Annotated in this window: 17 protein-coding genes; all 17 read left to right on the forward strand. The window is 46.0% G+C overall.

Annotated features, from left to right (window positions below):
* Positions 1–311 precede the first annotated feature (311 nt).
* The 17 genes from QUW60_RS02485 to QUW60_RS02565 all read left to right on the forward strand — a co-directional run bounded on the left by QUW60_RS02485 (position 312) and on the right by QUW60_RS02565 (position 26,574).
* Complete coding sequence (locus tag QUW60_RS02485; RefSeq protein WP_289558413.1) at positions 312–782, forward strand: helix-turn-helix domain-containing protein; 471 nt, start codon at positions 312–314, stop codon at positions 780–782.
* Entirely contained in the window at positions 766–2,730 is a 1,965-nt protein-coding gene (locus tag QUW60_RS02490) for a dipeptidyl-peptidase 3 family protein (protein ID WP_289558414.1), read from the forward strand. The genes QUW60_RS02485 and QUW60_RS02490 overlap by 17 nt, the downstream gene beginning before the upstream one ends.
* A 51-nt stretch (positions 2,731–2,781) precedes the next feature.
* On the forward strand, positions 2,782–3,453 hold the full coding sequence (locus QUW60_RS02495; RefSeq protein WP_289558321.1) for a DNA alkylation repair protein: 672 nt from the start codon (positions 2,782–2,784) through the stop codon (positions 3,451–3,453).
* Positions 3,454–3,505: 52 nt separating this feature from the next.
* A complete protein-coding gene (locus QUW60_RS02500; protein ID WP_258338302.1) occupies positions 3,506–3,982 on the forward strand; it encodes a Fur family transcriptional regulator in 477 nt (158 codons plus the stop codon).
* Between the two features lie 11 nt (positions 3,983–3,993).
* Complete coding sequence (locus tag QUW60_RS02505; protein WP_289558322.1) at positions 3,994–5,262, forward strand: adenylosuccinate synthase; 1,269 nt, start codon at positions 3,994–3,996, stop codon at positions 5,260–5,262.
* Positions 5,263–5,742: 480 nt separating this feature from the next.
* The gene (locus tag QUW60_RS02510) at positions 5,743–6,315 is read left to right on the forward strand and encodes an RNA polymerase sigma-70 factor (protein ID WP_289558323.1); all 573 of its coding nucleotides are present in this window, start codon (positions 5,743–5,745) and stop codon (positions 6,313–6,315) included.
* Positions 6,316–6,512: 197 nt separating this feature from the next.
* Positions 6,513–9,893, forward strand: coding sequence for a TonB-dependent receptor (locus QUW60_RS02515; protein ID WP_289558324.1), 3,381 nt, complete (start codon positions 6,513–6,515; stop codon positions 9,891–9,893).
* 13 nt (positions 9,894–9,906) lie between these two features.
* Positions 9,907–11,490 carry a RagB/SusD family nutrient uptake outer membrane protein gene (locus QUW60_RS02520; protein WP_289558325.1) on the forward strand — a complete coding sequence of 528 codons (1,584 nt, stop codon included), beginning with the start codon at positions 9,907–9,909 and terminating at the stop codon, positions 11,488–11,490.
* Between the two features lie 26 nt (positions 11,491–11,516).
* Positions 11,517–12,626, forward strand: a complete 1,110-nt coding sequence (locus QUW60_RS02525; RefSeq protein ID WP_289558326.1) for a glycoside hydrolase family 18 — start codon at positions 11,517–11,519, stop codon at positions 12,624–12,626.
* A 24-nt stretch (positions 12,627–12,650) separates the two neighbouring features.
* On the forward strand, positions 12,651–13,838 hold the full coding sequence (locus tag QUW60_RS02530) for a DUF1735 and LamG domain-containing protein (protein ID WP_289558327.1): 1,188 nt from the start codon (positions 12,651–12,653) through the stop codon (positions 13,836–13,838).
* A 28-nt stretch (positions 13,839–13,866) separates the two neighbouring features.
* Complete coding sequence (locus tag QUW60_RS02535; protein WP_289558328.1) at positions 13,867–15,297, forward strand: BT_3987 domain-containing protein; 1,431 nt, start codon at positions 13,867–13,869, stop codon at positions 15,295–15,297.
* 23 nt (positions 15,298–15,320) lie between these two features.
* Complete coding sequence (locus QUW60_RS02540) at positions 15,321–16,841, forward strand: BACON domain-containing protein (RefSeq protein WP_289558329.1); 1,521 nt, start codon at positions 15,321–15,323, stop codon at positions 16,839–16,841.
* Between the two features lie 381 nt (positions 16,842–17,222).
* Entirely contained in the window at positions 17,223–19,445 is a 2,223-nt protein-coding gene (locus QUW60_RS02545; RefSeq protein ID WP_289558330.1) for a GH92 family glycosyl hydrolase, read from the forward strand.
* A 166-nt stretch (positions 19,446–19,611) separates the two neighbouring features.
* The gene (locus QUW60_RS02550) at positions 19,612–20,598 is read left to right on the forward strand and encodes a FecR family protein (protein ID WP_289558331.1); all 987 of its coding nucleotides are present in this window, start codon (positions 19,612–19,614) and stop codon (positions 20,596–20,598) included.
* A gap of 22 nt (positions 20,599–20,620) precedes the next feature.
* The gene (locus QUW60_RS02555; protein ID WP_289558415.1) at positions 20,621–22,918 is read left to right on the forward strand and encodes a GH92 family glycosyl hydrolase; all 2,298 of its coding nucleotides are present in this window, start codon (positions 20,621–20,623) and stop codon (positions 22,916–22,918) included.
* Between the two features lie 2 nt (positions 22,919–22,920).
* Entirely contained in the window at positions 22,921–25,197 is a 2,277-nt protein-coding gene (locus QUW60_RS02560; protein WP_289558332.1) for a GH92 family glycosyl hydrolase, read from the forward strand.
* Between the two features lie 33 nt (positions 25,198–25,230).
* The gene (locus QUW60_RS02565; RefSeq protein ID WP_375337974.1) at positions 25,231–26,574 is read left to right on the forward strand and encodes an MFS transporter; all 1,344 of its coding nucleotides are present in this window, start codon (positions 25,231–25,233) and stop codon (positions 26,572–26,574) included.
* The last annotated feature ends 24 nt before the right edge of the window (positions 26,575–26,598 follow it).

The raw sequence follows: 26,598 nt of genomic DNA on the forward strand, positions 1-26,598 counted from the left end.
AAATGCTGTGCGTTCGATAGATGCGGGAAAAGAGCATTTTGCATTGGAGTAATCTGTTTCTTCAGGTTAGAGATATAAATCTCCAGGCTGAAGACGCATATCTCCAGGCTGGAGATACATGTCTTTAGCCTGAAGACAAACTTTCCGGCGAGAGGCTTCGGACTTGCTCATTCTTTCGCCAACTTTTGTCGCAGGCAATGGCGGCCCTTTCTTCGGGCAGAAATAAATAGGTCAAAACTTGCAGAATAAAAAAACTTCTGCCATTTTTGTAATTTTATTTTTTACGAATGGTTTTTAATAAGGCAGATGAAATGGTGGAGCAGGAAAAGCTTAATGCGGATGATGGAGGCGGAACCGGGAAGCGGTTGCCTTATAATTTGAGAGAGCAGAAGGATAAAAAGCCGTCTTATCGGACTGTGATGCGCGTCAGGCTGGCTGACGAGCTGTATAGAAAAATTGTTGATATAGTGGAAGGCCAGAAAAAATATCGGGACCCGTATTACACAGCCAAGGATTTAGCCAGAGATCTGCATACAAATTCACGTTATCTGTCGGCTGTCATCAATTCTCGTTTCGGCAAGAATTATTCCTGCCTGCTGAATGACTATCGGATTAAGGAAGCCCTCCGTCTGCTTCAGGACAGGAGGCATGCGGAAAGGAGCATTGAGGAAATCGGAGCGATGGCAGGTTTTACAAACCGTCAGTCATTTTATGCTGCTTTTTACAGAAATCTGGGTGAAACGCCCAATAATTACAGGAAAAGAAATGAAGGAAAAGGATAATGGTTTTGTTTATACGGTAGAGCAGTTCGCTGATTTGCAGCTGCTTCGGTATCGTGTGCCCGGATTCGACGAATTGTCGCTCAGGCAAAAGACATTGGTTTATTATTTGTCGCAGGCTGCGCTTGAAGGAAGAGATATTCTGTTTGACCAGAACGGGAAATATAATCTGCAGATCCGCCGCCTGCTGGAGGCGGTCTATACGGATTATGAGGGAGAGCGGACGACAGATGAGTTCCGTGCCTTTGAAGTTTATCTTAAACGGGTGTGGTTTTCAAACGGAATATATCACCATTATGCTTGTGATAAATTTGTTCCGGACTTTTCTGAAGGCTATTTCAGACAACTGGTTGATTCGCTGGATGAATCGCGGCTGCCTTTAGAGGAAGGAGAAACCAAAGAAGCCATGTGCGGAAAACTGTTTCCGGTTATGTTCGATCCTTCCGTAATGTCTAAGCGGGTTAATCAGGCAGACGGAGAAGATCTGGTACAGACTTCTGCCGCCAACTATTATGAAGGGGTTACCCAGCAGGAGGCGGAAGCGTTTTATGCGGCGCAGAAAGAACCGGGAAACGATAAGCCCGTGATGTTCGGAATGAACAGCCGGCTTGTCAAAGAGAACGGGCGGCTGAAAGAAGAGGTTTGGAAGGCGGGCGGAATGTACGGTTCTGCCATCGAAAAGATAACAGGCTGGCTGGAGAAAGCGGAAACGGTTGCGGAGAATGATTCGCAGCGCAAGGTGATCCGCCTGCTGATTGAATTCTATCAGACCGGCGATCTGCATACTTTTGACGAATATTCAATCGAATGGCTGAAGGATACGGAGTCGCATGTAGACTTTGTGAACGGTTTTATTGAGAGTTACGGGGATCCTTTGGGCATGAAAGCCAGTTGGGAGTCGATCGTGAATTTCAAGGATCTGGAAGCTACCCGCCGTACGGAAACAATCAGCAGCAATGCCCAGTGGTTTGAAGACCATTCGCCGGCAGACGTGCGTTTTAGAAAAGAAAAGGTTACCGGAGTATCTGCCAAGGTCATTACAGCGGCCATCTTGGGCGGAGATCTGTATCCGAGCACAGCGATCGGAATCAATCTGCCGAATTCCAATTGGATCCGCAGCGTTCATGGTTCGAAGTCTGTAACTATCGGCAACTTGATTGACGCTTACAACAAGGCGGCCCGAGGCAACGGTTTCCGTGAAGAATTTGTATATGGCGAGGATGAGAAGGCACTTCTTGACAAATATGCCGATCTGACCGACAACCTTCATACCGATCTGCATGAATGTCTGGGGCATGGTTCGGGCAAGCTTCTTCCAGGTGTCGATCCGGATGCCCTGAAAGCTTATGGCTCTACTGTTGAAGAAGCCCGTGCCGATCTGTTCGGGTTGTATTTCTTGCCTGATGCCAAGCTGGTGGAGTTGAAGCTCACGCCGGACACGGAAGCATATAAGGCTGAATACTATTCGTATATGATGAATGGACTGATGACCCAGCTGGTGCGGATAGAGCCTGGATGCAATGTGGAAGAAGCGCATATGCGCAACCGGCAGTTGATAGCCCGGTGGGCGCTGGAGCATGGAGCTTCCGCCCGTGTAGTGGAGCTGGTGAAGCGGGACGGAAAGACGTATGTGAAGATAAATGACTATCCGGCTCTCAGGGATTTGTTTGGACGGCTGCTTGCTGAAATACAGCGAATCAAGAGTGAGGGAGATTTTGAGGCGGCCCGAGTGCTTGTTGAAAAATATGGAGTCAGAGTCGACAAGGAGCTTCATGAAGAAGTGCTCGCACGCTACAGGAGATTGCACCTGGCACCATACAAAGGCTTTGTCAACCCTGTATACAGGGCGACGACAGACAGTGAGAATAAGATAGTGGATGTGTCCGTAGACTATACGGAAGGATATGCCGAACAGATGCTTCGTTACAGCAGGGAATACAGCAATCTGTGATTGCTTTTGCTTGCTGTTGCCGGAGTGCCGTTGGTTTAACTCTATGATGATATGAATGATATACATGAAACGATAAAAGATATAAAGTCGAAGTTCCGTCTGTTCATGAACGGTACGGTTTCGCAGAGCTTGCGCGACAAGGGAATGAAGTACAAGGTGATATTCGGCATTGAATATCCCCGGCTGAAAGAAATCGCTTCCGCTTATAAGCCGGACCATGCACTTGCCCAGGCTTTGTGGAAGGAAGATATACGCGAGTGCAAGATCATGGCAGGCATGTTGCAGCCGGCCGAAACTTTTTATCCGGAGATTGCTGAAATGTGGATGGATGACATGTCCTGTCCGGAACTGGCTGAATATACTGTGATGACGCTGTTCCAGCGTCTGCCTTATGCTTCGGAAGTCGTGTTCAGGTGGATTGCGGACGACCGTGAGTATTTCCGTTTGTGCGGCTTCCTGCTGATGACCCGCCTGCTGGCTAACGACCTCAAGCTTGACGAACGTGCCGAGGCGGAGTTTACCGACCAGGCTTTCGCAGCCGTTGAGGGGGATTCTGCATGGATCAAAAGAGCCGCTTCTGCTTCGCTGTGCAAGCTGGCTCTGCAAAGCCGTATGCAGGCAAAGAAAATGATGAAGCTGTTGGGACCCCTTCAGAAATCGGAGAAGCCGGAAGTGGCTGCTGCTGCCCGGGAAATAAAAAATGAGATAGAATATAGTCTATAATCTTTCTATATTACGCAAAAAAGGTTAACTTTGAACGCTGAACAGTTGAATGATGGAAGAGGATATAAAAGATAAGGTAAAGCAGATACTGACTGATTATTTGCAGAAGAACGGACATCGCAAGACTCCTGAACGTTATGCGATACTTGATACGATTTATTCGATCAAAGGGCATTTCGATATAGACAGTCTGTATATTTACATGGCTGATAAGGAAAAATTCCGTGTCAGCCGTGCAACGCTCTACAACACGATCATTCTGCTGATTGATGCTGGACTGGTGATAAAGCACCAGTTTGGAAACACTTCCCAATACGAACGTTCGTATAACAATGAAACCCATCATCATATGATTTGCACTTGCTGTGGAAAAGTGTCGGAATTTGAAGATGAGAACCTGAAGCAGGCCATAGCTGAAACGAAGCTGAAAGGATTTCATGCGTCGCATTATTCGCTGTATATCTATGGACTCTGCAGCAAGTGCATGGGAATGAAGCGCAAGAAAAATAATATAACGAAAAATACATAAAACAGAGAATCATGAAAGTAGATGTTTTGTTAGGTTTGCAGTGGGGAGATGAAGGTAAGGGTAAGGTCGTTGACGTGCTGACCCCCCGCTATGACGTGGTTGCCCGTTTCCAGGGCGGACCGAATGCAGGTCATACGCTCGAGTTTGAAGGGCAGAAGTATGTGCTCCGTTCCATTCCTTCGGGAATCTTTCAAGGCGATAAGATAAATATCATCGGGAATGGCGTTGTACTTGATCCGGCTTTGTTTAAAGCTGAGGCTGAAGCGCTTGAGGCAAGCGGACATCCGTTGAAGGAACGTCTGCACATATCAAAGAAGGCGCATCTGATTTTGCCTACGCACCGCATCCTGGATGCTGCTTATGAAGCGGCTAAAGGTGACGCAAAAGTCGGAACGACGGGCAAGGGTATCGGACCGACATATACGGACAAGGTGAGCCGCAACGGGCTGCGTGTGGGAGATATTCTTCATAATTTTGCTGAAAGATATGCGGAAGCCAAGGCGCGTCATGAAAAGATTCTGAAGAGCCTGAACTATGAATATGACATTACGGAACTTGAAAAGCAATGGATGGAAGGCATTGACTATTTGCGCGGATTCCATCTGGTTGACAGTGAACATGAAGTGAACGGACTGTTGAAGGCTGGAAAGAGCATCCTTTGTGAAGGCGCTCAGGGTACAATGCTGGATGTTGACTTCGGTTCGTATCCGTTCGTTACTTCTTCGAATACAATTTGTGCCGGAGCCTGTACGGGACTGGGGCTCGGACCGAACAGAATCGGTGAGGTTTATGGTATCATGAAGGCTTATTGCACTCGTGTCGGATCCGGACCGTTCCCTACGGAGTTGTTTGACGAAACAGGAAAGACTATTCGTGACCTGGGACATGAATACGGTGCGGTAACCGGCCGTGAACGGCGTTGCGGATGGATTGACCTGGTGGCTTTGCGCTATGCGATAATGATTAACGGCGTGACCAAGCTGATTTTGATGAAGAGTGATGTTCTTGATGGCTTTGATACTGTCAAGGCATGTGTAGCCTATCGGGTAAACGGCGAGGAAATCGACTATTTCCCTTATGATATCAGCGAAGGAGTGGAGCCGGTTTATGCGGAATTCCCCGGTTGGAAGACGGATATGACAAAGATGACCAGTGAAGATGAGTTCCCCGAAGAATTCAATGCTTATATCACATTCCTTGAAGAACAGTTGGAAACTCCAATTAAAATAGTTTCTGTCGGACCGGACAGAGAGCAGACTATCGAACGTTATATAGACTGATGGTTTTCGAATCAGGAGTAAAAGGTGGCAGAATAGAACGCATCGCCTTTTGCTCCTGATTTGTAATGTGATAACTGGAAATAAACAGAGCGTTTATTCAATGGCAGGATTGCATGTCCGACATCTCGGGAGAGGATACTTGTTCCTTATATTTAATAGACTCATGGTGCTTTTGTGTAAGCGCTGGTATGTTTGTTATAAGTACTGTTGTGCTGAAAGAATAATCGTGTAAATTCATCTTTTTCTTTATTCTCTTTTTTTGAAATATAACTTGATAACCTTCGTATCGTTTATCCGTTACGCTGAAGTTGCCGGCTCGTTGAGGTTGCTTGTGCTGTCGGTTTCTTTTATCCAGATTGTGCGTGACGTTTTTTCAGTTGCTTCTGTAAGTGTTTTTTGTTTCCTGAATGTTATATAATATAATGCAGGAGAAAACACATGTCTATCTTGCATAACTAGTACAATAGGCTGAATGGGAAAATGGAAAATGAGTTTGAAGAAAAATACAGAACTTTATTCCGACGCTATTATGCCGGACTGTCATTCTATGCTGCGCGTCTTGTTGGGGAAGACGATGCGGAAGATATAGTACAGGACGTGTTTTTGGAAATATGGAAGCGTAAGGATACCGTTGAACTCGGCGGTCAGATTCAGTCTTTTCTTTACCGTTCTGTTTATACTCGTGCCATTAATGTGCTCAATCATAAGGCTGTCGTAGAGAATTATACGGCTGAAGAAGCTGAACTGATGAAAAAAAAGCTCGAATATTATCAGCCGGATCAGTCTGAAGTGATCAGGCGTATCGAAAATCGTGAGCTTCGTCAGGAAATTTTTCAGGCAATCAACGGTTTGCCTGAAAAATGCAGGGAGGTGTTCAAGTTGAGTTATCTTTATGATATGAAGAATAAGGATATTGCGGATACGCTGAGTATTTCCTTGCGCACGGTAGAAGCACATATGTATAAGGCACTTAAAATCTTGCGCGAACGCCTTTCGCATCTGCACGGATTTTTACTTCTCCTCGTTTTCTTTTCGAATATTTTTAGCCGGTAAGATTTCGGTGTCTGTAAGGTTCTGATGTCTGCATTTTTAAACGATAGGGTCTAAGACAAATAAGGGAATTTCCCAAAAAAGTTCATCTCAGAAGTAAGTGTTTTTCCCGTCCTCTATGTTATAATAGTGTTATCCTAAACGGAATAACTCGTAAAAATAATAAATTAAACGTAATGTGTAACCTTAAAAAGTTCAGTATGAGAAGCAAAAACTCGTGCAATCGCTCGTTGATTCGAGCAATGGTGGTTGCGGCTATGCTCACTGTTCCGACGCAGTTCGTATCGGCACAACTGAATCTTGCTTTGTCGAACTCTACGGTGGGGACGATGATCAAGCAAATTCAATCTCAATCAAAGTATCGTTTTTTTTACGATGATGAAGTGGAGTCGGTTCCTGTTGAGGCTGTGAATGTGAAGGATGCGTCCATCAATGAAGTGCTGGAGAAAGCTCTGGCCGGAAAAGACATTTCATATCGTATAGATGAAAATGTCGTTTATTTGTCAAAGCGGGAAAGTGAATCTTCATCTGTCAAGCAAGAAGGGAAAAAGACCAAACAAGTATCAGGAAGGATTGTGGATGCTAATGGCGAGCCGCTGATCGGTGTGTCGGTGCTGGAGAAAGGAACGACAAACGGAACTATCACCGATTTTGACGGAAACTATACGCTGACTGTTCCTGAGAACGCAACGCTTCAATTTTCCTACATTGGCTATAAATCAACTGAAATGCCCGTATCTGGCCAGGCTTCCATTAATCTGACAATGCGGGAGGATTCTGAGATTCTGGATGAAGTTGTCGTTACTGCATTAGGTATCAAACGTGCGGAGAAGGCGCTTTCTTATAATGTGCAGGAAGTGAAGTCGGACGCAATCACTACGAATAAGGATGTGAATTTTGTCAATGCCTTGAGCGGTAAGGTGGCTGGTGTAAATATCAACGCCTCATCTTCCGGCGTGGGCGGTATCTCAAAAGTTGTGATGCGTGGTACAAAATCAATCATGCAGTCGTCTAACGCACTGTATGTGATTGACGGTGTGCCGATGTTTACCGGACGTTCAAGCGAAGGAGGCGGAACGGAATTCGATTCAAAAGGTAGTTCTGAACCGATTGCGGACATCAACCCGGAAGATATCGAGTCAATGTCTGTGCTGACAGGTGCGGCGGCTGCGGCTCTTTATGGTTCGGATGCAGCCAACGGTGCCATTGTCATCACTACAAAGAAAGGTAAGGAAGGAAAACTGAGCATTACGGTAAGCAGCAATACTGAGTTCTCCACTCCGTTTGTGATGCCTGAATTTCAAAACAGATACGGAACAGGCACCGGAGGCGCGTATTCTATTTCCGGCGACCGCAGTTGGGGAGCTCGTCTGACAGCGGACAGTTATTACGGCTATGATCCGAAAAACGATTATTTTCAAACAGGTATAATCGGTACGGAAAGTGTTTCTCTATCTACCGGTACGGAAAAGAACCAGACATACGCCTCGGCTGCAGCTGTCAATTCAAAAGGTATCGTGCCCAACAATAAGTATAACCGCTATAACTTTACGGTGCGAAATACTACATCGTTCCTTAACGATAAGATGAAACTGGATATCGGCGCCAGCTATGTTTTGCAGAACGACCGGAACATGACAAATCAAGGTGTATACAATAACCCGATTGTGGGTGCTTATATTTTCCCGCGCGGAAACGACTGGGAAGATATCCGAATGTATGAGCGGTATGACCCCGCACGCAAAATTTACACGCAATATTGGCCGGTTGGCGACGCGGGAATGACAATGCAGAATCCGTATTGGATCAATTACCGCAACTTGCGCGAAAACAAGAAGGACCGTTATATGCTGAATGCCGGATTGAGCTATGAGATTCTGGACTGGCTGAGTGTTTCGGGGCGTGTGCGTCTGGATAACTCGACCAACGACTATACAGAGAAATTTTATGCTTCAACCAACGACCAGCTGACCGAGGGTTCCAGCAGAGGACTTTATAGCATCACACGGACGCAGGACAAACAGCTTTATGCCGACTTCCTGGTGAACATCAATAAAACGTTCGGAACAGACTGGTCACTTTCTGCAAATATAGGTGCTTCTATTTCTGATGTTCGTGAGGATGCAGTTCAGGTGCGCGGTCCTATTGCCGACGGTACCGACAAATTCTCCGGAGAGCCTGTCGGATTGACCAACTGGTTCAATATCCAGAACTTGAGCAGTACCAGCACGCGCTTGCAGACCGGTTACCGTGAACAGACACAGTCTATTTTTGCTTCTGCCGAAATCGGCTATAAGAGCACTTACTATCTGACATTGACCGGACGCAATGACTGGCCTTCACAGCTTGCCGGTCCGAAATCAACAAGCAAGTCGTTCTTCTATCCTTCAGTGGGAGCCTCTGTGCTTTTGTCTGAACTGATGCCGAATTTGAATAAGGACTATTTGTCTTATCTGAAAATCCGCGGTTCATGGGCATCGGTAGGTACTCCTTTCCAGCGTTATCTTGCCAACCCGCGTTACGAATGGAACGGCAACCAGTGGAGCATTACTACCCAATATCCGATGTACAATTTGAAACCGGAGCGTACCGAATCGTTTGAAGTTGGTTTGACCATGCGTTTCCTGAAGAATTTCGATCTGGATGTTACTTATTATAATGCAAAGACCAAGAACCAGACATTCAATCCGAGATTGTCTGTCAGCGGTTATTCTGCCATCTATATTCAGACCGGTGCTGTGCGCAACCAGGGTGTCGAACTGTCTTTGAACTACCAGAATACATGGAACAAGTTTACATGGGATACAGGCTTCACTTATTCAATGAACGGCAACAAGATCCTTACATTGGCAGACAATGCCGTCAACCCGGCTACCGGTGAAATATTCTCTGTAGACCAGCTGGATATGGGAGGATTGGGAGAAGCCCGTTTCCTGCTTCGTGAAGGAGGCACGATGGGCGACCTTTATTCGCAGATCGATTTGGCCCGTGACGATCAGGGAAGGATTTATGTTGACCAGAACGGCAATGTGGCGACACAGACTATCAGCGATCCTAAAAACTATATCAAACTGGGAAGCGTGCTGCCTAAAGGCAATCTTGCATGGAGAAACAATTTCAGTTGGAACAACTTCAACCTGGGATTCATGATTTCTGCCCGTTTGGGTGGTGTCGTATTCTCACGTACACAGGCTATTCTTGATTATTATGGCGTTTCGGAGGCTACTGCCGCCGCACGTGACTTGGGTTATGTCGGCATCAACGACGGAGGCCGGATAGCTCCTGAAAATTGGTATAATGTGGTGGCTGCAGGTACTGCTGTCCCGCAATACTATACTTATTCGGCTACCAATGTCCGCTTGCAGGAAGTTTCGTTCGGGTATACATTCCCTAGAAAGATGCTTCGTGATATTTGTGACATCCGCATCTCACTGGTTGGACGCAATCTTTGGATGATTTACAACAAAGCTCCGTTCGATCCGGAAGCTGTGGCTTCTACCGATAATTTCTATCAAGGTATCGACTATTTCATGATGCCTGCATTGCGCAACATAGGTGTAAATGTTAGTTTTAAATTTTAATAAGTAGATAGGTATGAAAAGATATATTTTTAATACATTGATGTGCGGTGCTTTGGCTTTGGGAAGTTTTTCTTGTACTGACAAATACATCGACATCAACTCCGATCCTTATCAGCCGGGTGACTTGAATCCGGATGACTATGCGCTTGGGTCCGCTATGAGTAATTTGGCTGGGACAGTTATATCGGATGATAATAATACGGCGCAGTTTACCGACTGTTTGCTGGGAGGTACTTGTGGCGGATATTTTGCTGACTCCGGAGCCTGGCCTTCATCAATTGGAAACTTCAATGCAACGAATGACTGGACTCGCGTGTTTTTGATAAGCGACCGGATTATCCCGCAATTGTATCCGAATCTCAACACCGTGAAACTCGTTTCCCAGACAACGGAGAATCCTGTTCCGTATGCGATAGCTATGGTGATCAAGGTCGCTGCAATGAGCCGTGTTACAGATGCGTATGGAGCGATTCCTTATTCTCAGATTGGAGAAGAAGGAAAGATTACAGTGCCTTATGATTCGCAGGAAAAGGTGTATGATACGTTTTTCAACGAATTGGACAGCGCAATCGTTACGCTGACCGAAAATAAGGATGCTGCTTTGGTTCCGAGTGCAGACTTTGTATATAGCGGAAACGTTCAGCAGTGGATTAAGTTTGCTAACTCGTTGAAGCTGCGTCTGGCGATGCGTATTTCTTATGCGAACCCGACCAAGGCCAAGGAAATGGCGGAAAGCGCAGTCAAACACGAATTTGGAGTGATTGAAGAGAACGAAGACAATGCTGCATGGCATTATTTTGGAACTATTACCAATTCTTTGTTTACTGTTATTAACTATAACGGTGATGAAAGCCGGCCTTCGGCAGATATCGTCTGCTATATGAACGGTTACAAGGATAACCGTCGTGCCAGCTATTTTAAGAATGAAGACGGTGCCTGGAACCAGAACACGTTTGTGGGGCTTCGCCGCAGCATAGACCGTGGTTCGTCTGCAAGCCAATATTTCTCAAAATATTCGGCAATAAACATCTCTGCCGGAGATCCGGTTCAGTGGATGAATGCAGCAGAAGTTGCTTTCCTTCGTGCAGAAGGTGTGGCGGTGTTCGGCTTTGATCTGGGTGGAACTGCACAGAGCTTCTACGAGCAGGGTGTACGTCTGTCATTTGAGCAGTGGGGAGCTACCGGCGCTGACGAATATTTGGCTGATGACACGAGCGTGCCGGAAACTTATACAGATCCTGCTGGCATCAACTCATATGCCGCCACGATCAGTGATGTCACGATCAAGTGGGATGAAAGTGCTACTGTTGAAGAAAAGCAGGAACGCATCATCACGCAAAAATGGATTGCCAACTGGATGCTGGGCAATGAGGCTTGGGCGGATTATCGCCGCACGGGATATCCTCATCTGCTGCCTGCTACAGCTACAGGAAACAAGAGTGGAGGTGTGGTTGACAGCAACCGCGGAGTGCGACGGATGCCTTATCCTACAGAAGAAAACACCAATAATCAGGAAAACGTTCAATATGCACGTGACAATTACCTGAATGGTCCGGACAATATGGCTACTGATGTATGGTGGGCTTGCAAAAAGTAAACTTGAACCTTTAAAATTTGAAGATTATGAACAACTATAAAAAACTGATCAAAAGCTTTGCGCTGGCTGCGTTCGTTGTTCCGGTTGTATCGTCATGTTCAGACTGGACAGATGTGGAGAGCTTGGACTATAACTACACTCTTCCGTCGGAACAGGATCCGGAAGCTTATAACGCATACTTGAACTTGCTGAGGGAGTATAAGCAGAATCCCCACAAGATATTGATAGCGAAGTTTGACAATAGCGGGTATACTGTAGGAGGACAGGGCGACCGTATTTCTGCGCTTCCCGACAGCACGGACTTTGTTGTCTTGCAGGCGGCAGACAGCCTGAACCCGGTTACAGAGCAGGAAATGGCTGAAATACGCGAGCAGAAGGGCACCCGCACTTTGTATTCAGTCAGCTATACTGATGTAGAAGCTGCTCTTCAGGCTATTCTGGACAGAGAAGAAGCTGAGAACGACGCTTCTCAAGAGGAGTCAGAAAGTCAGGCTGAAGAAGGAGGTGAGGCAGAACAGCCGGCAGAGCCGGAAGCCGACCGCTTTACGGAAGTGTGCAATCAGTATGTAGACAGCCTGCTGGCTTTGTATGACAAGTACGGATACGATGGCATTCAGGTAGTTTATTCAAATCCTGCATCACCGGTAGGTATGCCTGAAGCAGAGAAAGCACAGCTGCAGGCACGTCAGGCAACATTCTTTGGAAAAATCAAGACGTGGGCGGAAAGCCATCAGGATGCTGTATTCATATTTGAGGGATACACGTCCAATATAATGGACGCTTCCATTTTCAGTTATGCGGATTATATTGTTATCCCGATGCTTGACGCTGTTTCTTCGGATGATGTGATATGGAATGCCGAAATGCAGTTGACCGAAGGTGTGCCTGCCGACCGTATCGTTTTCGGAGTGACAATACCTGATCTTGCTGATGAAAAGGCAACGGACGGCTATTTCAACGGGACAAATGAGGATGGAACTAAGGTTTATGCAGTGATAGGTGCTGCTTATGCAGTGATATCTTCACAAGGTACTTTTGAAAAGGCCGGTCTTTGCGTAGACAATGTAAGGGATGATTATTTCCAGCGCGAATATACTTACGGGCATATTCGTCAGGCATTGCAAATCATGAATTAGTCAAATTCTAACGGATAAAGAACTATGAAACTGAAAAAACTGAATATAATTGCTCTTGCTTTTGCATCAATTGCCGTTTGCGGATGTAAGACAAACGACGAATTGAATGAGCATCATTTCGACAACAAGCTCTTCGTGGATATGGAGAACCCTGTGAATGACTTTGTTTTCAAAGAAGGAGAAGAATCTTCAACAGCATCCCGCGATTTGTATTTGGCTACGGCTCTTGAAGCTGCAACAACAGTCACAGGACGTTTCGTAGCCGCCCCATCGAAAGTGTCTGTATATAATTCTCTTTATGGAGGAATGGCTTTGCCTTTGCCGGAAAACAAATGTGTGATAGAATCACCGGTGGCTACTATTGATGCCGGTGCGACAAAGTCGAATCCGGTAACTGTATCTTTTGTTAATTTGGAAACATTGAACTCTGATTCTACTTATGTAATGCCTGTGGAAGTGACTGATGTAACAGGTATAGGCTTGCTTGATTCAAAGAAAGTTTCCTATTTTGTGTTCAAGGGAGCGTCATTGATTAATGTGGTGGCGGACATTTCTCAAAATTATTTCCCTGTTAATTGGGCTAGTCGTGATTTGGTGACTAATATGTCTGCAATTACGGTTGAGGCATTGATCCGTGTCCGTGATTTTGGAACGGTAGATGGCTTAAAGGGGCAGGCCATGAGTACTATTTTTGGAATTGAAGGTACTTTCTTGGTTCGTATTGGAGATAGTGGATTCCCGGAAAATCAAGTACAATTGGTAAATCCAAACGGAAACTTCCCTGAAGGGAACTCAGCATTAGGACTTCCAACGAATGAATGGGTACATGTTGCAGTTGTATGGGACGCTACTACAGGAGATCGTATTATTTATACAAATGGTGAAGAGGTGGCTCGTGATCAAGAGGCGGCTGGACGTGTCAGCCTGCTAGGTGGCAGTAACGGTTGCTTTATCGGTCGTGCTTATAATGATGAACGTTGGCTGGAAGGTGATATTTCTGAAGTGCGTATATGGAATGTGCAGCGTACGCAGGAAGAAATTGCTTCTCATTTTTATGAAGTGGATCCTGCAAGTCCGGGACTGGTGGCTTATTGGAAGTTTAATGAAGGTGCTGGAAAAGTCGTTAAGGACAATACAGTCAATGGCAATGACATCACAGCTAATGAGGACTTGACGTGGACAAATGTTGCATTGCCTGAGCGTGGAAACTGATTTATTATCTATTTTTATAATTTGAAGTATGAATATGACATATACTATCAAACGAAGCCTTTTAGCATTGCCGTTGGCGGTGCTGGCATTGATGACTTCATGTGAGGAAGATGCTATCGTAAGGTCGGATAGTGTTTCACCGTATGCAGAAGAAATACAGCTTAAAGGGAAATTGATTGACGGAACCACCCTTCAAAATAATTCGGTAGTAGAGATGCGCAACGATCAATATTCCACAGACATTACGTTTCGTTTATCTACACGGCCGAAAAAAGGAGTTGATATAAAGATTCAGGTGGATGAGGCTTATGCCCAGACTTATAATACAGCGCATGGAACTGACTTTGAACTGTTTCCGTCTGCAAATGTAAGTTTTGAGAATAATGGTGCTTATGTGCTTGCTCCGGATGATCAGACTTTGCCGAATATTGGCGTTACATTAACTGCCTTTGAAGGTATGAAAGAAGATCAGACCTATATTGTTCCATTAGCCGTTTCGACGACTACCGAGGGTGTTATATTGCCGGAAGATGCCAGACATATGGTATTTCTTGTAAAGGATTATCGGAGTATGCCCACACCGGATAAAGGAGCAGATGCGCCTAAAAATGTCGTTTATTTTGAAGTGAATGATGTAAATCCGCTTAATGCTTTGGAATTTGTGACAGCGAGTGGAAAGTATTTCTTTGACCATGTTGTGCTGTTTGCTGCTAATATCAATTGGAACGCTGAAAAGCAACGGGTGTACGTGTCTAACAATCCCAACGTGCAGTTCTTGTTGGATAATAATGAGGAATATTTACAGCCGCTCCGCAAGGCTGGAATGAAAGTGATTATCAGTATTCTTGGAAATCACGATGAGGCAGGTGTGGCTCAGCTTTCCGATATGGGGGCTCGTGAGTTTGCCCGTGAACTGGCTGCTTATTGTGATGCTTACAATTTGGACGGTGTGGCTTTTGATGATGAATATTCATCAGCTCCCGATTTGTCCAATCCGTGGCTCGCAAGAAGATCGTATTACGCTGGTTCGCGATTGATGTATGAATGTAAGGTTGCAATGCCTGACAAGATTGTGTCACTTTATAATTTAGGTTATATGTATTCGAATGAACTTCATGTTATCGATGGTGTTACACCGGGAGAATATTGTGATTATGCGGTTGGCGACTATGGATGGGTTGCTCAACCGGGAATCGGGATGACATATAAACAATGTGGTGGAATGTCTGTGGAATTAAATAAACTATATACTACGAGTGAAATTGAAAATACAGCGAGAAATAGAAGGGATACATATGGATATTTCATGTATTTTGCATTGAATCCTGATAAATACAGAACACAAATATCTTATTGTAATGCTGCTTGTAAAGGATTATACGATGAGGAGCTGGTTTCTCCGACTTATTATTACCCAAAGAACAGCAATGTGCGGACTTCTCTCAGTGAGTTAAATTAATAACAACTTCTAAAAGATAAAAAATGAAACAATTTAAATATTTAGCAATAATGTTGTCGGCAGTTCTTGCTTTGTGGAGCTGCTCTGATGATGACAATGATCCTACGGCAGATGTTGCTGGAGTATCCTCAATATCATTGTCGTCTGACACAATCCAAGTAACAAGTACAGGAGGGACAGCAACTGTTACTGTTACAAGTGAAAGTGACTGGCGGCTGGCTGGTGTCAGTGATTGGGTGCATCCGTCTGTTACAGAAGGAAAGAGTGGCGCAGAAGTCACTTTTACCATTGATGAAAGCCCTGCTAATGAAGCTAGAACCGCATTGTTTAAGTTCTTTTGCGGTTCGAGCGTAGCTCCTTTATTGGTGGAGTCTAATCCCAATTACGTATTATCATTTGATGGTGAAAATGTTATTGAAGCGACAAATGTAGGAGGTGATGTGATTGTTAGGCTCAATACAAATATTGCTGATTTGTCTGTTGAATGTGATGAAGATTGGTTAAGCTTGGCTAAGATAACGAAATTTGGAGATGAACGTATCGTTTTGTTGGATGTGTCAGAGAATGCAACTTTCCTTCCCCGTTCTTCTTCTGTTAAGATTTCCAGTCCGTTGGTAGAACAGATAGTTGAAGTGATGGTAGAACAGGCTCCTACAGAAAAATTTGAGGTAACAAATGATTTGATGCAGGATAATCAGATAGTGTGTGGTCTCAATGCACAAGATTTGCAGTTTAAAATAGTTACAAATCTGGATTTTGAAGCTCAGGTAGATGCTGAAATTGCCTGGATTGGAGCTCCTGTTGTATCTGAACCTCAGGTGGGAGATGACGGATTGTCAACTTATACTGTAACTTTTAGGGTTGAGGAAAGCAGCGTATTCCGTACGGGGAATATTATTTTTACGGATCAGAACGAAGATACCTATCAAATATCCGTTATTCAAAAAGATCCCAATATGGTCTTGTTTGATATTCCAGATAGTAATTTTGCAACATTCTTGTCAGGAAAAGGATGGATTGCTAAAGCTGGAACGCAATATTATGTGACAGATGAAGGGAAAAATGCGACGGAATTAAATCATGATGATTGGAGGAATGGAATCCGTAATTTAACAGGAATAGAGAATTTCCCGAATTTAACAAGGATTAAGATTGCTGCTGATAATACCCGTTCAGGAATGACAACGGTTGATTTGTCAGGCCTTCATAAGGTTGAATCATTTAGTGTGCAATACGGATATCGTATCACTTCATTTAATTTTGGTGATAATCCGATCAAAGATTTTGTATTTAGTACGTCAAGTTCTTCTTATACTTACGCACGAACGATGATTTATATCGGCGAGCATCTTGAATCTCTTGATGCGGGAATGGGAGATAGATATAGTAGTGACATGGAAGTATTGGATGTTTCAGGATGTCCTTCGTTGAAATATTTGAAAGCAACAACTTGTGGCGTGAAGTTTAAGACCATTATTCTAAAAGAAGGACAAGTCATTGATAATATAGAAAAGGGAGATGGTGTAACCATCGAATACAAATAACCGTTTCTTTTCTCCATAGTATAATTTGAGTGGCTCTCTCCGTTGCGGGATTATCCGTTGGCGGAGAGAGCTTTTCTGTGTCAGTATGGCTTTTTTATCTTTTGGGGCATTGCATTCCGGAGAGCAATTTCAGGCAGTATAAATTTTGGAATGCCGCAATAAAATCTTTATCTTTAGGCTGGAGATATAAATCCTTAGACTGGAGATGTATATCTTTAGCCTGAAGACGCATATCTTTACATTGGAGATTGAGGATGTTTGGTGGCGTTGCAGAAAAATAATCTTGCCGGAACATTCCGGTAAAACTGTTAAATATACGGGAGCATATAAGTGTTTCTCGCTTTCAGTCTGTTTTTTATATAAACCTAAAAAACACATTCAATGAAGAAATTCCCGATTTCTTTGATATTATTTATGGCGGGTCTGACCGTTGCCGGCTGTAGCCGCCTTTCGGAAGAAACAGAAGAGAGTTATGCGAAGTTGGTCAATCCGTTTATTGGAACCGACTTTACCGGGAACACCTATCCGGGGGCTCAGGTGCCTTTCGGCATGGTCCAGTTGAGTCCGGACAACGGACTGCCCGGCTGGGACCGTATTGCCGGCTACTTTTATCCGGACAGCACGATTGCCGGATTCAGTCATACGCACCTTTCAGGAACGGGAGCCGGTGATTTGTACGACATCTCTTTCATGCCTGTCACCTTGCCCTGCCGTGAAGCAGAAGCTCCATTGGGCATCCACTCGAAATTTTCACACGAAAACGAGCAGGCATGGGCGGGATATTACCAGGTGAAACTGGATGACTACGGCATTAACGTAGAGCTGACAGCCACTCCCCGCTGCGGCGTCCAGCGGTATACTTTTCCGGAAGCGCAGTCAGCTGTTTTCTTGAATCTGGCCAAGGCGATGAACTGGGATGCTACCCAAGATTCGCATATAGAAATCATCGATTCGGTCACTGTGGCCGGCTATCGTTTTTCCGACGGATGGGCACGTAACCAGAAAGTGTATTTCTGCACTCGTTTTTCCCGTCCGTTTGCCGGTGTGGAACTTGATACGGCAGCTATAGAGAAAGACGGGAAAAGGATAGGGACAGCGACGGTTGCGCGCTTTGATTATCCCACGCGCGAAGGAGAACAGCTTACGCTTGTGACGGCTCTTTCCGGAGTGAGTATGGAAGGAGCATTGGGCAATCTTCGGGCAGAGGGATCAGGGAATGATTTCGATGATTACCTGGCAGACGCTGAAGCCGCATGGAACAGCGCGCTTGCGAAAGTCAGGGTGAAGACCGACGTTCGCGATGAGAAGGCGGTTTTTTATTCAGCCTTGTATCATAGTATGCTTGCACCTACGATATACAGCGATGTAGACGGCAAGTACTATGGACCCGACGGAAAGGTGCATCAGACCGACGGATGGGTGAATTACAGCACCTTTTCGCTGTGGGATACTTATCGGGCAGCCCATCCGCTTTTCACGCTGACACAGCCCGAGCGTGTTAACGATATGGTCAAATCGCTGCTTGCCTTTTATGACCAGAACGGCCGTCTGCCGGTGTGGAACTTTTATGGATGCGAAACGGACATGATGATAGGCTATCACGCTGTGCCTGTCATAGCGGATGCCTACCTGAAAGGTATCGGTGACTTTGATCCGGAAAAGGCTCTCGAAGCCTGCGTCGCGACAGCCAATCTGGACAGCTACAGAGATATCGGCGTGTATAAGGAAAAAGGATATATTCCCTATGATCTCCATGATCCTTCGGAGGGAGATAACTGGTCATTGTCGAAAACGTTGGAATATGCCTTTGACGATTACTGCATAGCGGAAATGGCCAGCAAAATGGGACAGAAAGACATTGCCGAAGCGTTTTATGCGCGTTCGAAAAACTACAGAAACGTTTACAATCCCGCTACATCCTTCATGCAGCCGCGTGACAAGGAAGGAAACTTCATTGAGGATTTCAATGCCGAAGACTATACTCCGCATATATGTGAGAGCAACGGATGGCAATATTTCTGGTCGGTGCAGCATGATGTCGAAGGGCTGATGGCATTGACAGGCGGGAAAGAACGGTTTGTCCAGAAGCTGGACAGTATGTTCACATTTCATCCGACGGATGCGGACAAACTGCCTATCTTCAGTACGGGAATGATCGGCCAGTATGCTCACGGCAACGAGCCGGGACATCATGTGGCCTATTTGTACAATGCGGCAGGACAGCCTTGGAAGGCACAGAAGTATTTGTCGCAGATTATGCGCACGTTGTATACGAATACTCCTGACGGCTTGTGCGGCAATGAAGACTGCGGGCAGATGTCTGCATGGTATGTGTTCAGTTCAATGGGCTTCTATCCGGTGAATCCGATATCAGGAAAATATGAAATAGGATGTCCGCTCTTTCCGGAGGTTTCCTTGCAGCTCGGCGGAGGCAAGTCGTTTGTTGTCCGCGCTCATAGAGCCGGCGGTGCGAACTGTTATATCCAGTCGGTCAAACTTGACGGCAAGCCGTATACGGAAAGTTACATAACTCATAAGCAGATAATGGAAGGCGGAATGCTGGAAATCGAGATGGGAAGTTCGCCGGGACAAGTCTGGTGGTAGCGGACATATCCGGTTGAATGACAGAATAATGTTTTTTAACATGTTTGCTGTAAGTGTTTTGTAATCAGAATCTGTTTTCTTTGTGAAACAGACAGGGCACGTTTGAGCTCGGATATTTCGTCGAAGGATAATGGATATATATAATAGGTAGAAGTCTTGAGGTAAAATGAAAAATGTTGATTATGAAATGATCATTCGTTATTTTAACGGGAAATGCGAGGACGATGAACGTCGGATGATTGTCCGATGGGCAAATGAATCGGACGAGCATGCCCGCCAACTCTTTGAGTGGGAGGAAATGTATTTTCTCGGGAAGCGTGCGGATGGTTTGGAGAGGGAGCGGATTGAGCGGGCTGAAAAGCGCCTTTTTGAACGGATCGGGCAGGACAGAAAAGAACGCAAGGTGTTTGTCCTTCCCAAATGGACGAGATATGCGGCTGCTGTCGTGCTGATTCTGTCGTTGTCCGGACTGGCGGTCTGGTATTTTGACGATACGTATCAGGGCAAATGGCAGACGGTCGCCACGGCAGACGGTGAGGTGATTGAAGTGGTGTTGCCGGATAGCAGCCATGTGTGGCTGAATGAAAACTCGGTGCTGGAATACCCGGAGCAGTTCACGGACGAATGCCGTAGGCTTAAACTGTGTGGAGAGGCTTACTTTGAAGTGACGAAAGACAGGCACAAGCCCTTTATCGTTTCGGGCGAGTCGATGGACATACAGGTGCTGGGTACTAAGTTTAATTTCAAGAATGCTCCCGGATGCCGGATTGTGGAAGCCTCGCTGCTCGAAGGTGAAATACGGGCAGAGGGAAAACACGATGAGGGTGCCATTACGCTTTCGCCGGGGCAGAAAGTTGAACTGAACAAGGGTACCGGACAGATGAAAGTGCTTGAAACGGATGCGATGCTTGATGCTGTGTGGCACAGCGATATGGTGCGTCTGGTCAATGCGGATATCGTAAAGATTGCCGGACTGCTCGAAGAAATATATGACGTGAAGATTATTCTGTCGCCTGATATGGAAAAGATTTCTACCTATTCCGGCGAGCTGAAGAAGAAAAGCACGGTCACCGGAATGCTGGAGCTGTTGAGGCATACGCTTCACATCAAATACAAAGAGCGTAACAATGTGATTTTTATTTCGTCAGAATAGACATTAATCTAAAAACAGGAATATTATGAAAAATGCAGTTGCGGTTGTTGTTTTGGGAATTTGCGGAAGTGTCTTTTGCGCAACTTCCTGTTCGGACAAACAGACAGAAAAAGACTATACCGTATATGTAAATCCTTTTATCGGCACGGGCGGACATGGGCACACTTTTCCCGGTCCGGTCACTCCGCATGGTATGATCCAGCCCGGTCCGGACACACGGATCGACGGATGGGATGCCTGCTCGGGATATTATTATGAAGATTCCACTATTAACGGCTTTTCGCATACGCATGTCAGCGGTACTGGCTGTGCCGACTATGGTGACTTTCTGCTGATGCCTACTGTGGGAGAACAGCAGTATGACCCGCAGGATTACAGCTCGCAGACCTTGCCTTACGCATCTGCCTTTTCGCATGAAAATGAAGTGGCTGTGCCGGGATATTATTCGGTGTTTCTCGACCGCTATCAGGTGAAAGCGGAACTTGCGGCAACTCCGAGGGCCGCCATTCACCGGTATACTTTCCCTGAATCAGACAAATCGGGCTTTATTCTTGATCTCGACTATTCTATCCAGCATCAGACAAACCTCGACATGCAGGTGGAGGTGGTGAGCGATACGGAAATCAGAGGGCACAAGCTTACCGAATACTGGGCATTTGATCAGCAGCTCAGTTTCTATGCCAAATTCTCGAAGCCTTTTACTTATACAATTGTCCGGGATACGCTGGCCGACCCGAAAGGAAAGATGCAGCCGCGCTGCAAGGTTCTGTTGAACTTCAAGACAGAGAAAGACGAGCAGGTGCTTGCCAAAGTGGGCATTTCTGCCGTGGATATGGACGGAGCGCAGAAAAACCTGGAAGCGGAGATACCGGACTGGGATTTTGAAAAGGTACGGAGTGACGCGCACGATGCCTGGAATGGCTGTCTGTCGAAAATAGATGTATCGGCAAAGAACGAAACGGACAAGACCATTTTCTATACGGCTATGTATCATGCGGCTGTCAGTCCGAATCTGTTTACGGATGTTGACGGACGGTATCTCGGCATGGACCTGAAAGTGCATCAGGGTGATGCCGGTAAGCCGGTATATACGATATTCTCTCTTTGGGATACATTCCGGGCTTTGCATCCGCTGTATTCGATCATCGATCCTCAGCTGAACAATGAATTTATCAATTCGCTGCTTCTGAAGAACCGTGAAGGCGGAATTTTCCCGATGTGGGATCTGGCTTCCAACTATACCGGTACGATGATCGGATACCATGCCGCTTCTCTCATTGCGGATGCTTATGCAAAGGGAAATGCGGACTTTGATTTGCATGATGCTTATAAGGCTTGCTTGAGAGTGGCTGAATACGATACGACAGGAATCAAATGCCCTGCTGCTGTGCTTCCGCATCTGATGCCTATGGCCAAATATTATAAGAATGCGCTCGGTTATATCCCGTGCGACCTTGAGAATGAATCGGTGGCAAAGGCATTGGAGTATGCTTATGACGATTATTGCATCTCGGTTCTTGCCGAGGCAGCCGGAGATTACCGGAACAGCGAGAAGTACCGCAAGTTTGCCAAGGCCTATACGCTGTATTTCGATCCTTCTACCCGTTTCATGCGCGGGGTAGATTCAAAAGGCAATTGGCGCACTCCTTTTAATCCGAAAGCATCGAATCACCGGAACGACGATTACTGTGAAGGAAATGCATGGCAGTGGTCCTGGTTTGTTCCGCATGATGTGGAAGGGCTGGTTGAACTGATGGGCGGAGAAGATGCCTTTGCCGGAAAGCTGGACTCGCTGTTTACGGCAGACTCTACGATTGAAGGAGAACTGGTTTCTGCCGATATCAGTGGACTGATCGGGCAATATGCGCACGGAAATGAGCCGAGCCATCATGTGATTCATTTGTACAACTACATTAACCGTCCGTGGAAAACGCAGGAACTGGTTGACCGTGTGCTGAAAGAGCAGTACCGGAATGCTCCTGACGGCTTGTCGGGCAATGAAGACTGCGGACAGATGTCTGCATGGTATATCCTTAATTCGATGGGATTCTATCAGGTTTGCCCGGGAAAGCCGGTTTACTCTATCGGGCGCCCGATTTTTGACAAGGCGGAGATTCGCCTGGAGGACGGAAAAGTATTTTCTGTCGTTACGGAGAACAATTCGCCTGAGAATAAATATATTGCATCTGTTCTGTTGAACGGACAGCCTTTAAACAAACCTTTCCTGAACCATCGGGACATTGCTGAGGGCGGAACGCTTGAGATTCGTATGACCGGCCAGCCCACCCGATGGGGAGTCAAACCTGTAAAAGCTGAGTAATTATGAAAAAACATTTGTTGTTGTTTGTGTTTGCCTGCGTCGTTGCATTGGTGCAGGCAAAGGATTATGCGGATTATGTGAATCCGCTTGTCGGAACCCAGTCGACGTTCGATCTGTCGGCGGGAAATACATATCCTGCCATTTCTCGTCCGTGGGGAATGAACTTCTGGACTCCCCAGACCGGTAAGATGGGTGACGGCTGGCAGTACACATATACTGCTACCAAGATTCGCGGTTTCAAGCAGACTCACCAGCCGAGTCCGTGGATAAACGACTACGGCCAGTTTTCTATCATGCCTATGGTCGGGAAAGCAGAGTTTGATGAAGACAAGCGTGCCAGCTGGTTTGCCCATAAAGGGGAAACGGCGAAGGCTTATTATTATAAGGTATATCTGGCCGATTATGATATTGTGGCCGAAATGACACCTACCGAACGGGCCGCCATGTTCCGCTTCACTTTCCCTGAAAATGAGCATTCCTATATCGTGGTCGATGCCTTCGACAAAGGTTCTTATGTAAAGATTGATAAGGCGAATAATCGTATTTGGGGATATTCTACCCGCAACAGCGGAGGGGTGCCTGCGAACTTCAAGAATTATTTTGTGATTGAGTTCGACAAGCCGTTTGCTTATCAGGCGACTGTGGCCGACAGCATTGTTCGGACGGGTGTGCCCGAATCACAGGCTGACCATGCCGGTGCTGTCATCGGTTTCCGGACGCATAAAGGGGAAGTCGTGCATGCGCGTGTGGCTTCTTCATTCATCAGTTATGAACAGGCGGAGCAGAACTTGAAGGAACTGGGAGCGGATTCTTTTGACTGCTTAGTCGAAAAAGGAAAAGATGCCTGGAATAAGGTATTGAGCCGGATTGAAGTGGAAGGCGGAAACCTGGACCAGTATCGTACGTTCTATTCTTGTCTGTATCGTTCGCTGTTGTTTCCTCGGAAGTTTTATGAAATAACCTCTGAAGGAAAGGTAGTGCACTACAGTCCTTATAACGGACAGGTGCTTCCGGGCTATATGTATACAGATACTGGTTTCTGGGATACGTTCCGCTGCCTGTTCCCGTTGTTGAACTTGATGTATCCTTCCGTGAACAAGGAGATTCAGGAAGGGCTGATCAATGTGTATAAGGAAAGCGGATTCTTTCCCGAATGGGCAAGTCCCGGACATCGGGGCTGCATGGTCGGAAACAATTCCGCCTCTGTTTTGGTGGATGCATATTTGAAAGGTGTCAAGGTGGATGATGTGGAAACCCTTTATAAGGGACTGGTTCACGGAACAGAACACGTGCACCCTGAAATATCTTCAACCGGGCGGTTGGGCTGCCAGTATTATAATAAGTTGGGCTATGTGCCTTATAATGTCGGCATCAATGAGAATGCGGCCCGCACGTTGGAGTATGCATATGATGACTGGTGCATCTATCGTCTGGCTAAAGAATTGAAGCTCCCTGACAAGGAAATCAAACGCTTTGCAGAGCGGGCCATGAATTACAAGAACCTGTTTGATCCGGAGAGCAAGCTGATGCGCGGCAAAAACGAAGACGGCACCTTCCAGGCTCCGTTCTCTCCGCTGAAGTGGGGCGATGCATTTACCGAAGGGAACAGTTGGCATTACTCGTGGTCTGTATTCCACGATCCTCAAGGTCTGATTAACCTTATGGGAGGAGATGAGGCATTTGTAGCAATGATGGATTCTGTATTTTCTGTACCGCCTCTTTATGATGACAGTTACTACGGCTTTCCCATTCACGAGATTCGTGAGATGACCGTAATGAATATGGGAAACTATGCGCATGGCAATCAGCCTATACAGCACATGATTTATCTGTATAACTATGCAAGGCAGCCTTGGAAGGCGCAGTATTGGTTGCGCCAGGTTATGGACAGAATGTATTCTGCCACTCCTGACGGCTATTGCGGGGATGAGGATAACGGACAGACTTCTGCATGGTATGTATTCTCAGCGCTGGGATTCTATCCGGTTTGTCCGGGTACAGACCAGTATGTCATGGGTGCGCCTCTGTTCAAGAAGGCAACGCTCCATTTTGAGAACGGCAACAGCATGCAGATTGATGTGCCTGAAAACAGCTCTTGCAATTTCTACATTGAAAAGATGAATGTCAACGGAGAGGAGTATACGAAAAATTACCTGACTCATTCCGTCTTGCAGAATGGAGGACGCATTGAGATTTCCATGAGCAGCAAGCCCGACATGTCACGGGGAACGGCCCAAGAAGACCTTCCGTATTCTTTCAGTAATGAGATGAAATATTGATTCGCGATGAAATATTGGCATGCAGATATGAATATGAAAGAGAGAAGGAGTCCCATTACGTGGGTGCCTACGGCTTATTTTGCAATGGGACTTCCTTTTGTCGTGCTCAATATGGTGACGGTGTTGATGTTTAAAGGATTGGGAGTGGAAGATAAGCTGATAACTTTCTGGACCTCGCTGATCCTGCTTCCATGGACATTGAAGCCATTGTGGAGTCCTTTTCTCGAACTGTTCAGGACAAAGAAGTTTTTTGTGGTAGCTACGCAGCTGATTACTGGCGTAACGTTCGGTCTGGTTGCATTTTCGCTTAATCTGCCGCATTTTTTCAGTATAGCCATTGCCTTGCTTGCCGTCGTTGCTTTCAGCGGAGCAACTCATGATATTGCTTGCGACGGAGTTTATATGAGCGAACTCTCTTCTTCTGATCAGGCCAAGTATATCGGTTGGCAAGGCGCTTTCTATAATATAGCGAAGATTATAGCAACGGGGGGGCTGGTTTATCTGGCTGGCTATGCCATCGAATCTTTCGGCGGAAACGCGCAGAACGGAGAAATGCTTTTAGATGCAAGCCGTAAAGCGTGGATGCTGATAATGGCAATTCTGTGCGGAGTGATGGTCTTGCTTGGGATTTATCATTATTTCATGCTTCCGTCGACCGAAACGGGCAGAAAGGGCTCTCGGACCGTGAAGCAGGTGGGAGCAGAGCTTGTTGCTGTCCTGACAGATTTTTTCCGCAAAAGTCATATTGTCTATTATCTGTTTTTCATTATTCTGTATCGTTTTGCCGAAGGCTTTGTCATGAAGATTGTGCCTCTGTTCTTGAAGGCAGAAAGAAGCATGGGAGGTTTGGGACTGACGGAAAAGGAAATCGGATTGTACTATGGAACATTCGGCGCGGCTGCGTTCGTGCTGGGATCCTTGCTTGCCGGCTATTATATTTCGGCAAGGGGGCTGAAGAAAACCTTGTTCTCACTTTGCTGCATTTTCAACCTTCCTTTTGTGGTTTATGCTTTGCTGGCAACGTTTCAGCCTGAAAACGGATTGCTGATTTGCGGTGGAATCGTCTTCGAATATTTTGGATATGGATTCGGGTTTGTCGGATTGACTTTGTTTATGATGCAGCAGGTTGCTCCCGGAAAACATCAGATGGCACATTATGCCTTTGCTTCCGGAATTATGAATCTGGGAGTGATGCTTCCCGGAATGATGAGCGGATGGGTGTGTGAAATGTTGGGAAAATGGTTTGACAGGCCGGGCGGTTATGAACCGTTCTTCATTTTTGTTTTGATTGCCACGATACCTGCGTTTCTGATGACCTATTTTGTTCCGTTCAAGTATGCTTCTGACGGTACGTTGTTGGAGGGAGAAAAAGAATGATAATCAATCGTTAAAACAATAAGT

This window comes from Bacteroides gallinaceum, from assembly GCF_030373775.1.
GTDB lineage: Bacteria > Bacteroidota > Bacteroidia > Bacteroidales > Bacteroidaceae > Phocaeicola > Phocaeicola excrementipullorum.